The sequence below is a fragment of the Streptomyces sp. ATCC 21386 genome (assembly GCF_018728545.1).
In the GTDB taxonomy this organism is placed as follows: Bacteria; Actinomycetota; Actinomycetes; order Streptomycetales; family Streptomycetaceae; genus Streptomyces.
In genome coordinates this window covers 8761875-8775919 of sequence record NZ_JAAVVL010000001.1, presented here as the reverse complement: position 1 = coordinate 8775919, position 14045 = coordinate 8761875, and the positions used below count along the sequence as shown (strand labels likewise).

General features: G+C 72.6%; 10 protein-coding genes. 8 read left to right on the top strand and 2 right to left on the bottom strand.

The features are described 5' to 3' along the window. Window positions 1–45 precede the first annotated feature (45 nt). Window positions 46–1512, bottom strand: a complete 1467-nt coding sequence (locus GWK25_RS37555; protein ID WP_215455924.1) for a DUF2079 domain-containing protein — start codon at window positions 1510–1512, stop codon at window positions 46–48. Window positions 1513–1803: 291 nt separating this feature from the next. Between GWK25_RS37555 and mfd the strand changes: the two genes are divergently transcribed. Continuing rightward, window positions 1804–5337 carry a transcription-repair coupling factor gene (gene mfd, locus GWK25_RS37550; protein ID WP_215455923.1) on the top strand — a complete coding sequence of 1178 codons (3534 nt, stop codon included), beginning with the start codon at window positions 1804–1806 and terminating at the stop codon, window positions 5335–5337. A 124-nt stretch (window positions 5338–5461) separates the two neighbouring features. After that, on the top strand, window positions 5462–6181 hold the full coding sequence (locus GWK25_RS37545) for an HNH endonuclease family protein (RefSeq protein WP_215455922.1): 720 nt from the start codon (window positions 5462–5464) through the stop codon (window positions 6179–6181). A gap of 39 nt (window positions 6182–6220) precedes the next feature. On the opposite strand, the gene GWK25_RS37540 is transcribed toward GWK25_RS37545, so the two are convergent. After that, the gene (locus GWK25_RS37540) at window positions 6221–6958 is read right to left on the bottom strand and encodes a hypothetical protein (RefSeq protein ID WP_215455921.1); all 738 of its coding nucleotides are present in this window, start codon (window positions 6956–6958) and stop codon (window positions 6221–6223) included. Between the two features lie 238 nt (window positions 6959–7196). Here GWK25_RS37540 and GWK25_RS37535 point away from each other — a divergent pair, with 238 nt between their 5' ends. The 6 genes from GWK25_RS37535 to GWK25_RS37510 all read left to right on the top strand — a co-directional run bounded on the left by GWK25_RS37535 (window position 7197) and on the right by GWK25_RS37510 (window position 13989). Beyond that, on the top strand, window positions 7197–9227 hold the full coding sequence (locus GWK25_RS37535; RefSeq protein WP_215455920.1) for an N-6 DNA methylase: 2031 nt from the start codon (window positions 7197–7199) through the stop codon (window positions 9225–9227). A 207-nt stretch (window positions 9228–9434) separates the two neighbouring features. Then, a complete protein-coding gene (locus GWK25_RS37530; RefSeq protein WP_215455919.1) occupies window positions 9435–10076 on the top strand; it encodes a hypothetical protein in 642 nt (213 codons plus the stop codon). A 44-nt stretch (window positions 10077–10120) separates the two neighbouring features. Further along, window positions 10121–11614 carry a serine/threonine-protein kinase gene (locus GWK25_RS37525; protein ID WP_286014685.1) on the top strand — a complete coding sequence of 498 codons (1494 nt, stop codon included), beginning with the start codon at window positions 10121–10123 and terminating at the stop codon, window positions 11612–11614. Window positions 11615–11751: 137 nt separating this feature from the next. Next, complete coding sequence (locus GWK25_RS37520; protein ID WP_215455917.1) at window positions 11752–12423, top strand: SurA N-terminal domain-containing protein; 672 nt, start codon at window positions 11752–11754, stop codon at window positions 12421–12423. Between the two features lie 56 nt (window positions 12424–12479). Beyond that, entirely contained in the window at window positions 12480–13496 is a 1017-nt protein-coding gene (locus GWK25_RS37515) for a nucleoside triphosphate pyrophosphohydrolase (protein ID WP_215455916.1), read from the top strand. Window position 13497: 1 nt separating this feature from the next. Further along, the gene (locus tag GWK25_RS37510) at window positions 13498–13989 is read left to right on the top strand and encodes a hypothetical protein (protein WP_215455915.1); all 492 of its coding nucleotides are present in this window, start codon (window positions 13498–13500) and stop codon (window positions 13987–13989) included. The last annotated feature ends 56 nt before the right edge of the window (window positions 13990–14045 follow it).

Here is a 14045-nt window from a genome sequence, read left to right as displayed (position 1 = left end):
CGGCGCTCGGAGGCGGAAGCTTCCGGGTGCCGGGCTCCAGCCCTGTCAGGAGGGCGGGGGCGTGGTGGCGGGGGACGTGCGCTTCAGGAGCACGAATCCCTGGATCACGCCCCGCAGGACGTACGTGTCGCGCGGGTGCAGCTGGCGGGCGAACGCGGGGACGTCCTTCACCCAGCGCGAGCGGTTGTTGAAGACGATGTAGTCGGGCGCGAGCCCCTTGGCGCGGCCGATCCAGAAGACCCGGCAGCGGGACGTCAGGCGGGCTATCGGGCCGATGTTGGCCTCGACGGTCGCCCCGTCGGGGATGGTGTCGAGCATCCTGTCGACCGCCCCGACCTCGGCGGGCACCCGATAGGCGTCCGCCTTGGTCAGGTTGCCCAGTGGCAGCGCGGTCGTCAGCGCGAGTGAGGCCGCGAGGACGGCGGCGGGCAGCTGCAGGGCGTACGAGCGCAGCCAGGGCCGGGAGCTGCGGCGGGCGGCCGGGAGTGCGTCGACGAGCGCGAGCGTGATGATCGGCATCAGGACGGCGCTGTAGTGCCAGGCCGTGCCCCAGTAGTTGTCGTCGGAGGAGACGAACCGCCAGCCCAGGGTGGGCAGGACGGCGAGCAGCACCGGGGAGCGCAGGGCGAGCAGTCCGCTGGTGGGGATCAGCAGCCAGAGAACGGTGCGGATCTTGACGTCCACACCGTCGAGGGGGCCGGAGCCGCCGACCTTGGCCAGGTAGTCGGAGGCGCCGGCGGTGTTGAAGGCCGGGATGATCAGGGTGAACGCGAGCAGCGTGGCGACCGCGCCGAACGACGCGACGCCGATGGCGTACGGCACCACGCGGGACGCTCCCTCCCGCCGGGCCCGTAGCGCGACCACCACCGCGATCGCCGCGAGCGTCAGCCCCTGGTCCTCCTTGACCAGCACCAGCGGCAGCCCCCACAGGAGCGCCGCCCGCCAGCGCCGCCGCAGCAGCGCCTCCAGGGAGAACGCGATCAGCGGGACCGCGAAGCAGATCTCGTGGAAGTCGAAGTCCACGGCGTTCTGCAGCCCCCACGACAGCCCGTACGCCACCCCGAGCGCGAGCCCCCGCGCCCGCCCCAGCATGTGTGTCGCCGCCCGGGTCACCGGCACCGCCGACAGCGCGAACAGCGCGGCCTGGATCACCAGCAGGGTCACGGGGGACGGGAACACCCGGTAGAACGGCGCCAGCAGCATGGTCACCGGGCTGAAGTGATCGCCCAGGACGTTGTAGCCCAGCCCCTTCAGCTCGACGATCGGCGCCTGGAGGTGCGCGTACGCCCGCACCGCCTGCTCGTAGATGCCGAGGTCGTACGAGCGGGTCCCCAGCCGCAGGTACCGGCCGACCGAGACCGTCGCGTACGCCGCGAACAGCAGGACCGCGAGCACGTACGGCTCCCGGCCCGCGAGGGAGAAGCGCCGGCCAGGACGAGCGGGCGAACCCGAAGCCGTGACCGGCGCGGGTATGAGCGCCGACGGATTCGCGGACGGGGCGCTCGGGACCATGGGGGCTCACGTTCGGGTGGGGTCTTGGGTGCCCTAAGAGGGTAGGCGGCCTGGAAGGCAGAGGGCGCAGCCCCTGCTTTCCAGGGGCGCGGGGAACGGCGCGAGAACCCCCACCGGACGCGCGCATACCCACCCACGGAAAAGTCCCCCACCACCCCCACACCGCTCGTCGTACCCTGGACACCCCCGGCCGTTCCCACGAGTCCGGGCGTTCGTGTTGCCCCCGGCAGCCGATCCGCAGCCCAATCCGCCGCCCCACAGCCGAGCCCACCCGGACGGGAAACGCCCCGAATGAGCCTCCACGGTCTGCTAGACGCCGTAGTCAAGGACGCCCCCCTCGCGGAAGCGATCAGGGCGGCGTCCGACGGCCACCGCACCCACATCGACCTGGTGGGCCCCCCGGCCGCCCGCCCCTTCGCCGTGGCCGCCCTGGCCCGCGACGCCGGCCGCCCCGTGCTCGCCGTGACGGCGACGGGCCGCGAGGCCGAGGACCTGGCGGCGGCCCTGCGCTCCCTGCTGCCCCCGGACGGCGTGGTCGAGTACCCGGCCTGGGAGACCCTTCCGCACGAGCGCCTCAGCCCGCGCAGCGACACCGTGGGCCGTCGTCTCGCCGTCCTGCGGCGCCTGACCCACCCCCGCCCGGACGACCCGGAGACCGGCCCGGTGTCGGTGGTGGTCGCACCCATCCGCTCGGTCCTCCAGCCGCAGGTCAAGGGCCTCGGCGACCTGGAGCCGGTCGCGCTGCGCACGGGCGAGACGGCGGATCTGAACCGTACGGTCGAGGCCCTGGCGGCAGCCGCGTACTCCCGCGTCGAGCTGGTCGAGAAGCGCGGGGAGTTCGCCGTGCGCGGCGGCATCCTGGACGTCTTCCCGCCCACCGAGGAGCACCCCCTGCGGGTGGAGTTCTGGGGCGACGACGTCGAGGAGATCCGGTACTTCAAGGTCGCCGACCAGAGATCGCTGGAGGTGGCCGAGCACGGACTGTGGGCCCCGCCCTGCCGTGAGCTCCTCCTCACGGACGACGTGCGCGCCCGCGCCCGCGACCTCGCCGAGCGCCACCCCGAGCTGGGTGAACTCCTGGGCAAGATCGCCGAGGGCATCGCCGTCGAGGGCATGGAGTCCCTCGCCCCGGTCCTCGTCGACGACATGGAACTGCTGATCGACGTCCTGCCGAAGGGCGCGATGGCGATCGTGTGCGACCCGGAGCGGGTGCGCACGCGCGCGGCGGACCTGGTGGCCACCTCGCAGGAGTTCCTCCAGGCGTCCTGGGCGGCCACGGCCGGCGGCGGCGAGGCCCCCATCGACGTCGACGCGGCCTCCCTGTGGTCCATCGCGGACGTCCGCGACCGGGCCCGTGAGCTGGACATGATGTGGTGGTCGGTGTCGCCGTTCGCGGCGGACGAGGAGCTGTCGGCCGACACCCTCAAGCTGGGCATGCACGCCCCCGAGACCTATCGCGGCGACACCGCCAAGGCGCTGGCCGACACCAAGGGCTGGCTGGCGGACGGCTGGCGCACGGTGTTCGTGACCGAGGCCCACGGCCCGGCCGCCCGTACGGTCGAGGTGCTCGGCGGCGAGGGCATCGCGGCCCGGCTGGAGGCCGAGCTGGGGGAGATCGCCCCGTCGGTCGTGCACGTGGCCTGCGGCTCCATCGACTACGGCTTCGTCGACCCCGCCCTGAAGCTCGCGGTGCTCACCGAGACCGACCTGTCCGGGCAGAAGGCGGCCGGCAAGGACGGCGCCCGGATGCCCGCCCGCCGCCGCAAGACGATCGACCCGCTCACCCTGGAGCCGGGCGACTACATCGTCCACGAGCAGCACGGCGTGGGCCGCTACATCGAGATGGTCCAGCGCACCGTGCAGGGCGCGACCCGTGAGTACCTGGTCGTCGAGTACGCCCCCGCCAAGCGCGGCCAGCCCGGCGACCGTCTCTACATCCCCACCGACCAGCTGGAGCAGATCACCAAGTACGTCGGTGGCGAGGCGCCCACGCTGCATCGGCTCGGCGGCGCCGACTGGACGAAGACCAAGGCGCGCGCGAAGAAGGCGGTCAAGGAGATCGCCGCAGACCTCATCAAGCTGTACTCCGCGCGGATGGCAGCGCCCGGTCACGCGTTCGGCGCGGACACGCCCTGGCAGCGGGAGCTGGAGGACGCCTTCCCGTACGCGGAGACGCCCGACCAGCTGACGACGATCGCCGAGGTCAAGGAGGACATGGAGAAGACGGTCCCGATGGACCGTCTGATCTGCGGCGACGTCGGCTACGGCAAGACGGAGATCGCGGTCCGGGCCGCCTTCAAGGCCGTCCAGGACGGCAAGCAGGTGGCGGTGCTGGTGCCCACGACCCTGCTGGTGCAGCAGCACTTCGGCACCTTCAGCGAGCGGTACTCGCAGTTCCCGGTGAACGTCCGGGCCCTGTCCCGCTTCCAGACGGACACCGAGGCCAAGGGCACCCTGGAGGGCCTGCGCGAGGGCGCCGTGGACATCGTGATCGGCACCCACCGGCTGTTCTCCTCCGAGACCAAGTTCAAGGACCTGGGCCTGGTCATCGTCGACGAGGAGCAGCGGTTCGGCGTCGAGCACAAGGAGCAGCTGAAGAAGCTGCGCGCCAACGTGGACGTGCTGACGATGTCGGCGACCCCGATCCCCCGCACCCTGGAGATGGCGGTCACGGGCATCCGCGAGATGTCGACGATCACGACGCCCCCGGAGGAGCGGCACCCGGTCCTGACCTTCGTCGGCCCGTACGAGGAGAAGCAGATCGGCGCCGCGATCCGCCGCGAACTGCTGCGCGAGGGCCAGGTCTTCTACATCCACAACCGCGTCGAGTCCATCGACCGCGCGGCGGCCCGGCTACGCGAGATCGTCCCCGAGGCGCGCATCGCGACCGCCCACGGCCAGATGTCCGAACAGGCGCTGGAGCAGGTCGTCGTCGACTTCTGGGAGAAGAAGTTCGACGTGCTCGTCTCCACCACGATCGTCGAGTCGGGCATCGACATCTCGAACGCGAACACGCTGATCGTGGAGCGCGGCGACACCTTCGGTCTGTCGCAGCTGCACCAGCTGCGCGGCCGGGTCGGCCGGGGCCGGGAGCGCGGCTACGCGTACTTCCTCTACCCGCCGGAGAAGCCGCTGACGGAGACCGCCCACGAGCGCCTCGCGACGATCGCCCAGCACACGGAGATGGGCGCGGGCATGTACGTGGCGATGAAGGACCTGGAGATCCGGGGCGCGGGAAACCTGCTGGGCGGGGAACAGTCCGGCCACATCGCGGGCGTCGGCTTCGACCTGTACGTGCGGATGGTCGGCGAGGCGGTGGCGGACTACCGGCGGCAGCTGGAGACCGGGGCGATCGAGGAGGAGCCGCCGCTCGAGGTCAAGATCGAGCTGCCCGTCGACGCCCACGTCCCGCACGACTACGCCCCGGGCGAGCGGCTGCGGCTCCAGGCGTACCGGGCCATCGCCTCGGTCAACACCGAGGCCGACATCGCCGCCGTGCGCGAGGAACTCGTCGACCGGTACGGCAAGTTGCCCGAGCCGGTGGAGAACCTGTTGCTGGTGGCCGGGCTGCGCATGCTGGCCCGTGCCTGCGGCGTCGGTGAGATCGTCCTCCAGGGCACCAACATCCGCTTCGCCCCGGTGGAGTTGCGGGAGTCGCAGGAGCTGCGCCTGAAGCGGCTGTACCCGGGCACGGTCATCAAGCCGGCCGTCCACCAGGTGCTGGTGCCGCGCCCGAAGACGGCGAAGGTGGGCGGGAAGCCGCTGGTCGGGCGGGAACTGCTGGGCTGGACCGGGGAGTTCCTGGCGTCGATCCTGGGGTCGTAGGGGTCGATCCCGGGGTCGTAGGGTTCGTGTCCCCGTCCCCCCGGCCGGCCGCGGTGTCGAGCCGGGGGGACGGGGAACCCTCGCAGGACCGCGTGCGAGCACAGACAGAGGAAAGGGGTGTCGCGTGGTGCGTCTGAGGGGTGGGGTCGCCGCCGTCGCTCTGGTACTGGTCACCGCGACCGGCTGCGAACTGGACAACGCGGGCGGCGCGGCCGGACCGCAGGAGGTCCCCGGCGGGGGCGGTGCCGCGTTCGCCGCCGCGGAGGCGCTGACCGTCAAGGGCCGGGCGCCCAAGAGCAACTACGACCGCGGCGAGTTCGGCAGCCCCTGGGCCGACACCGACTCCAACAGCTGCGACACCCGCGACGACATACTCAAGCGCGACTTGGACGACGTGAAGTTCCGGGACGACGACTGCACGGTGGTCTCCGGTGTGCTCGACCCGGACCCGTACACCGGGGAGGACGTGCCGTACGTCCGGGGCCGCAGCAGGATCGACGTGGACCACATCGTGGCCCTTTCCGACGCCTGGCAGAAGGGCGCCCAGCAGTGGGACGACAGCAAACGCATCGCGCTGGCCAACGACCCGCTCAACCTGCTCGCGGTCGACTCCGGCACCAACCGCGGCAAGGGCGACGGTGACACGGCCACCTGGCTGCCGCCCAACAAGGGCTACCGCTGCACCTATGTGGCCGCGCAGGTCGCGGTGAAGGCGAAGTACGGCCTGTGGGTCACCGCCGCCGAGCAGGACGCGATGAAGCGGGTCCTGAGCACCTGCCCCGAGCAGAAGCTGCCCACCGGCGGCAACCCGACGAAGGCGCCGGCCCGCTTCCACGCGGACTGACGCCTTCGTCGGGTTGCCGCCTCGCGGAAGCGGGACGGGTCAGCTGAAGTCCTTGTCGAGGTCGATGACCTTGCCCTCGGGGGCCTTGGCCGGCACCGGCTTGTCGTAGTCGGTGAAGACGAGGTCGCCGGGCTCCTTCGCGGACTTGCTGACGACCCGCAGCAGGTACGGCTTGCCCTCGGTGGCGACGTACAGGGTGTAACGGTCCTTGCCGTCCTTCTCGTTCAGGGTGAAGGCAGGGGTGCCGTCGACCTCGGCGGTCTTGCCGCGGGTGGCGCCGGAGTCGACGTCCTCGAAGTCGGCGAGGACGGTGTCGAGGTCGCAGAAGCTCGCGATGTCCTTGGAGTCCGCGGCGGTCGCGGACGTCTTGGTCCACTTGCCGGCGAGCATGTCGACGACCATGTCCGCCTCCTCCTTGGAGGAGTCCTTCGACTGGGCGCGCAGGAAGGCCTCGTCGTACTTCATGTAGAGGGTGTCGCCGACCTTGATCAGCTCGGCCTCGCCCTCGCCGCCGATGCTCATGGTGCCGGCGCAGTCGCCCTTCTTGTTCATCGCCATGTCCATCTGGACCGTGCCGCCGGCGGACTCGTCCTGGATCTCGCCCTTCATCCGGAGCGATTCGGCGTCCGACGTGGCCTTGACGGCCTTGTCGGCGATCTCGCCGCCGGTCAGGCCCGCGAAGGGGCCCTCGGCCTTTTCCTCGCCGGGCAGACAGCCGGTGAGCGAGAAGGTCGCCGCGGCGGCGATGCAGAGAGCGGCGAGAGCGGTGCGACGCATGGGAGTTCCCCCCTGGGAATCGATGAGTGAGCGGAGCGGCGGGCGTCGGTACACAGCGCGCAGACGTGTGATCACTTGGATCGGGCGGTCCGCCGTTCGATGGGTCAATAAGAGCAGAGCTTGTGAACCGAGTCAACACGGTTCACGGAAGCCTGTGAGTTCACGGCGTGAAGGGGTAGATCTTGCGTGCGTCGGTATGCTCGACGTCACACCACCAGGTACGAGGGGAGCCGGGCGCGTGCAGGGGAACCAGACAGAGGTCACGGCCGCGGACATCGCGCGGCTCGCCGGGGTGGGTCGCGCCGCCGTCAGCAACTGGCGCCGTCGGCACGCCGACTTCCCCAAACCGGTCGGCGGCACCGAGACCAGTCCGGCCTTCGCGCTCAGCGAGGTCGAGGAGTGGCTGCGCGACCAGGGCAAACTCGCCGAGGTGCCCCTGAAGGAGCGCGTCTGGCAGCAGGTCACCGGTCACCCGGAGGGACCCGTCACCGCCCTGGTGCACACGGGCTGCGCCCTGCTGCTCCTCCACGAACGGCCCCTGGCCTGGCTGGAGTTGAGCGCCGTCGCCGACGACGGGGAACTGGCCCGGCTGCTGCCCGAGCCGCTGGGGGAGGTCCTCACCCCGCGCTTCGGCCCGGCCCGTGAGCCCGCCGTGCCCCGGCCGCTGCCCGCCGAGATCCTGCCCTCGATCCCGTTGCTGCGCGGTGCCACCGAACTCGCGGCCGACCTCGGCGCGCGGCAGGTCTTCGAGTTCCTGCTCGCCCGGCACCTCGACGCCAACCCGCGCCAGTACACGCTCACTCCGGGCGAACTGGCCGAGCTGATGGCCGAACTCGCCGGCCCCGCCCGGTCGGTGCTCGACCCGGCCTGCGGCACCGGCGCCCTCCTGCGGGCCGTCGCCACTCGCCCCGGCCAGGAGCTGTACGGCCAGGACAGCGCCGGCGAACTGGCCGCCCTCACCGCGCTCCGCCTCGCCCTGCGCACCGGCGGCACCGTCCGCACCGCCCCGGGGGACAGCCTCCGCGCGGACGCCTACGAGAACCTCAGGGCCGAGGCCGTCCTGTGCCACCCGCCGTTCAACGAGCGCAACTGGGGCCACGACGAACTCGCCTACGACCCGCGCTGGGAGTACGGCTTCCCGGCCCGAACGGAGTCCGAACTCGCCTGGGTGCAGCACGCGCTGGCCCGTCTGGAGGACGGCGGCACCGCCGTGCTGCTGATGCCGCCGGCCGCCGCGAGCCGCCGCTCCGGGCGCCGGATCCGCGCCGACCTGCTGCGCCGGGGCGCCCTGCGCGCCGTGATCGCCCTGCCGGTCGGCGCGGCGCCCCCGTACAACATCCCCCTGCACCTGTGGGTGCTGCGCAGGCCCGGCAGGGCGGCCGTGCCGCCGCGGCTGCTGCTCGTCGACACCGGACGGCTCGTGCCCGAGGGGCGGAGCGGGTTCGACTGGGCGGCGGTGCGCGCCGCCGTGCTCGACGCCTGGCGGCCCTTCGACCGCGTGGGCGAGGCGGTGGAACGGCCGGGGCTCAGCCGTGCGCTGCCGGTCATCGACCTGCTCGACGACGACGTGGACCTGGCCCCCGCCCGGCACCTGCCGCCCCCGGCCGCGGGCGGCGGCGCCGAGGAACTGACCGCCGTGCGCGCACGCCTCGGTGAGACCCTCCGGCTGACCGCCGACCTCACGCCCCCGCTCCCCGAGGAGGCGCGGCTCGCGCGCTGGCCGCTCACCACGGTCGGCGAACTCGCGCGCGGGGGAGCCCTGGTGCTGCGCACCGGCGGGAACGGCCCCCACGCGCGCGTGCTCACCGACCACGACGTCCTGGCCGGCACGGCACCCTCCGGAACGCTGCCCGAGACCGCGGGCGAGGCGCCCGTGCTGGTGGCGCCCGGCGACGTCGTCGTCCCCGTCCTCGGCGGCGGCGGGATCGCGCGGGTCGTCGACGAGGACACCGCGGGCGCCGCCCTCGGCCGCAACCTCACCCTGCTGCGACCCGACACGGCGGCGCTCGACCCCTGGTTCGTCGCCGGGTTCCTGCGCTCGACCGCCAACAGCCGCCAGGCCAGCAGCTACGCCTCCACCGCGACCCGGCTCGACGTCCGCCGCCTCCAACTGCCCCGCCTGCCGCTGGAGCAGCAGCGCCGCTACGGCGAACGCTTCCGTGCCCTCGCCGCCTTCGAGGACGCCCTGAGGCGGGCCGGCCGCCTCGGCGAACGCCTGGTGCGCGGCATGTACGACGGCCTGACGGACGGCACGGTCGCCCCGGACTGAGCCGGCGCACGGCCGACCGCGCGTCACCAACTCCCGGGCGCCGCCCGTTCCCACGCCTGGCGGACGGAACCGCTCCGGCCCCGGACGGCGTGACCAGCACTGCGGTACTACAACGGTTGTCCACAACCCTGGACCTCATGTCGTGGTCGACCGATACCCTCGGGACGACATCGCACGTCCACTCTCACCAGGCCCTCAGGAGCAGCCATGCAAGGCCACGGCTACGCGCCGACACCGCCCCCCGGCCCCAACCAGGGGGGCCAGGTCACACTCCGTGTGATCTTCGTGGTGGTCGCGGTCATGAGCTGTGGGCTGCTCGCCTGGGCCTGCCTGCTGCGGCTCGCCTCGGTGACCCGCAGGCCCCGCGACTGGTGGCTGTTCGCCCTGGCGCTCGTCCACATAGTCGTGACGCTGTACATCATCGGCACCGACCCGGGCAAGGAAGAGTTCACCACCTGGCGCGGTGACGTCGGCATGGGGCTGCTCTTCGGCGGACTCACGGCGATCGTCGCCTACTACCTGTACGCGGACATACGTCACTTCAGCCTCGCCCGTACGGCTCCGCCGCCGCCGTTCGCCCAGACCACGGCGTACTCGGGCCAGACCGGGTACAACACCCAGTCCTCGGGCTACAACCCCCAGCAGTCCGGCTACAGCTACCCGCCGGTCCAGGTCCCCCAGCCCTACACCCCGACCCCGCCGGTCCCGCAGCCGCCCGTGCAGCAGCCCCCGCCGCAGCACCAGCAGGGCCCGGACCCGCAGCGCCCCGGGCCGGCCCGTATCGACCAGGTGCGCGCCGAGCTGGACGAGCTCAGTGACTATCTCCGCAACCACGAGGGAGACCGGTGACCCAGGGGCAGGGGACCGGCCGCCTGATCACCGGCCGCTACGAACTGTCCACGCTCATCGGACAGGGCGGCATGGGCCAGGTGTGGACGGCCTACGACCAGCGCCTCGACCGGCGGGTGGCGGTCAAGCTGCTGCGCCCGGACAAGGTCGCGGGCCAGGAGGCCGACGAGCTGCGCCGCCGCTTCGTGCGGGAGTGCCGGGTCACGGCCCAGGTCGACCACCCCGGCCTGGTGACCGTGCACGACGCGGGCAGCGAGGGCGAGGAACTGTTCCTCGTCATGCAGTACGTCGACGGGGCCGACCTCGCCGACCACCTCGCCGAACACGACCCGTACCCGTGGCAGTGGACCGTCTCGGTCGCCGCCCAGCTGTGCGCCGTGCTGTCCGCCGTGCACGCGGTACCGATCATCCACCGCGACCTCAAGCCGCGGAACGTCATGGTCAAGCAGGACGGCACGGTCACCGTGCTCGACCTCGGCGTCGCCTCCGTCATGGACACCGACACCACCCGCCTCACCCACACCGGTTCGCCCATCGGCAGCCCCGCCTACATGGCCCCCGAACAGGCCATGGGCGGCGCCGTCGGCCCCTACACCGACCTGTACGCCCTCGGTGTGCTGATGCACGAACTGCTCAGCGGGAACGTCCCGTTCACCGGCTCGACCGCCCTCGGCGTCCTCCACCGCCACCTCTACGAGCCGCCGGTCCCGGTCCGCCGCATCCGCCCCGAGGTCCCCGAGAACCTGGAGGCCCTGGTCCTCCGGCTGCTCTCCAAGGATCCGCAGCACCGCCCGTCCTCCGCCCAGGAGACGTACGAGCAACTCCTCCCGCTGCTGCCCGCGCGCGGTATGCCCACCGGCTCCCCGCTCGACCCCACGCGCCCTTTCCTGCGCCCGCACGCCCCCTGGCCGGACCGCGCCCGCATCCCCGCGCCCCAGCCGTCCGCCGCGCCCGACCCCGCGCCCGCGGCCGACAAGCCCGACGTGGCCGGCGCCGTCGACGAGGTCAAGCGCCTCCTCGGCGAGGGCCGCATCACCCAGGCCGTCGACATCCTCGGCGCGATCCTCCCGGCCGCCGCCGCCCAGCACGGCGAGCACTCACCCGTCGTCCGCACCCTGCGCAAGCAGTACGCGGCCACCCTGATGGACGACGGCCAGTACCGCCGCGCCCTGCCCGAGCTGCGCCGGCTCGCCGACGAGCGCGCCGCCGAGGCCGGCCAGGCCGACACCCAGGCACTGCGCTTCCGCTACGACTCCGCCCAGTGCCTCGAACAGCTCGGCGAACCGGCCGCGGCCCTCGCCGAGTACCGCTCCCTGCTGCCGTACTACGAGAACCAGTACGTCGGCGGCGACCCCGATCTCGCCCTCGACGTCCGCCGCCGCATGGGCCACCTGCTCCTCGCCCTCGGCGACCGCGGCGCCGCCCACGAGACCCTGGGCCGGCTCCTGCTCGACGTGGAACGGCTGCGGGGACCGGGCCACCCGCTGGCGGGCGAGGTGCGGCGCACCCTGCAGTGGCTGGGGCAAGTGCGGGGCTGAGCCGGACGTGGCACGAGGCGGTGCCGGAAGTCGACGTGAATCGTTGGTCGAATGGCTGGCCGAGAGCAGGGCCACTGCCTACCATCGATCACCGCAAGACCTTGTGCACCGCCGCACAATCTCCTCGGGAGGCTCACTTGCACCGCCGCCGTCGCACCGCGCTCCTCCTCTCCGCAGCGATCGCCGCCGCGGCCCCGCTCCTCACCGCCTGCGGGAGCGACGCGCATCCCGGCGCGGCGGCCGTCGTCGGCGACGACCGGATCACCGTCGCGCAGCTGGAGAACCGGGTGAACGAGGTGCGCGCCGCCCAGCGCGCCGCGAGCAAGGACGACAGCCAGTACCAGCAGGCCGTCGCCCAGACCAGCGCCCTCACCCGCAACACCCTGAACGGCATGGTCCTGGAGAAGGTCCTCGACCAGGCGCTGAAGGACGCGGGCGTGACCGTCACCCGCAAGGAGGTCCAGCAGTACCGTTCCGGTCTGGAGACGGAGGCCGGCGGCGCCGAGGCACTCGAAGCGGCCTACCTGCAGCGCTACAGCGTCGCCCCCGAGCAGCTGGACGAGAGCCTCCGCAGCGATGTCGAGGTCCAGAAACTCGCCGCCGCCCTCGGCGCCGACCTGAACAGCCCGCAGGGCGGCGAGGTCTTCTGGAAGGCCCTCTCGGCGGCCTCCGAGAAACTCGACGTCGACCTCAACCCCCGCTACGGCAGCTGGGGCGTCGACAAGACCTCCGGCCGCGTCGGTCTCCTGGAGGCCAAGACCCCGTGGGTGAAGGAAGTCACCGGGGCGGGATCACAGCAGTCGGCGTAGCGCCGGGCGGAACCGGAGCTTCGGGGGCCGTCGGTGGCGTGGGCTACGTTCGTGGGGTGAACGCACACCGCCCCGACGGCGACCCCGCCCCCACGGCCCCCCAGACGTCGTCCTCCGACCCCGGCCGAGTCGTCCTGCTCACCACCAGCCACCGGGTGGCGCCCGGCCTGCTGTCCTGGCCCGCGTGGCAGGCGCTGCACGGGGCGGACCGTGTCCTCTGCGCGGACGAGGCGCACCCGCAGCTCCCCTATCTGCGCGAGGCCGGCGTCACGGTCGAGCGGGCGACCCCGACGGCCGAGGAACTGGTCGACGCCTGCGCCGGCGGCCGCACCGTGGTCGTGGTGGCCGCCGGCGAGGGCGAACCCCGCCTCACCGACGGTCTCGCCCGCCTCGCCGGCTCGGGCCGCCTCACCATGCCGTCCCTGGAACTGCTCCCCGCCTCCTACGACCTCCCCGGCGCGCGTCTCCTCGACCTCGTCCAGGTCATGGACCGCATCCGGGCCGAATGCCCCTGGTCCTCCCAGCAGACCCACAAGGGCCTCGCCAAGTACGGCATCGAGGAGGCGTACGAACTCGTCGAGGCCATCGAGGAGGGCGACCGCGAGGAACTCCGTGAGGAACTGGGCGACGTCCTCCTCCAGGTCGTCTTCCACGCCCGTATCGCCGAGGACGACCCCGACGCCCCCTTCTCCATCGACGACGTCGCCGCCGGCATCATCACCAAGCTGATCCACCGTCACCCCCATGTCTTCGGCGACGCCACGGCCACCACGCCGGAGGAGGTCAAGGCGCACTGGCTGCGCACGAAGGCGATAGAGAAACGCCGGGAGTCCGTGACCGACGGCGTCCCCCTGGGCCAGCCCGGCCTCGCCCTCGCCGCCAAGCTCGCCTTCCGCGTCCGCACCGCCGGCCTCGCCGTGCCGCCGCCCCAGGGCCACGACGTCGGCTACGAACTCCTCACCCTCGCCGCCCGCGCCGAGGCCGAGGGCGTCGACCCGGAGGCGGCCCTGCGGGCGGCGTCCCGCGCCTACCGCGACGCGATCCGAGCCGCGGAGGGCTTGGACGCGGGCTGACATGACCCGGAACGACGAGCCTCCGGACCTGCTGTGGCACGAGGTGAAGGAGTGCTTCGACCCCGGACTGATGGGCACCCTGCCGGACCTGTACGTCCCGGCCACCTCGGCGCGGCACTGGCAGGCACTGCTCGATCTCGCCGCGCGGAGCGGCTGGAAGCACGAGTACCTGGAAGGCAGCACCCCGCTGGCCGTGCCGAGTGCCGCCCACGCCCTCGCGCGACCGGTCGGCGCCGAATGCCCTCAGCTGAGGGTGTGGCCGACGGGGGGCATGCTCGCGATCTTCCGTTTCCTCTCGGACGAGGAGATCGACTTCGACATGGACCTGCGGGAGATCCAGGGCCAGGACCGGCTCGACGCGTTCTGTGGGTTTCTGCGTGACCTCGGCCGCCACCTCGGCAAGCCCGTCGTGATGTGCCCCGAGGGGGCGTACGACCACCCGGTGCTCGGCTACGACCCCGTGCTCGGCCGCGTCCGGGTGCTGGGTGACTGAGGCCCGTCGACCCCGGGGGTGCGCGGGACGACCAGACCCTGGCCGGGAGGGAGGTC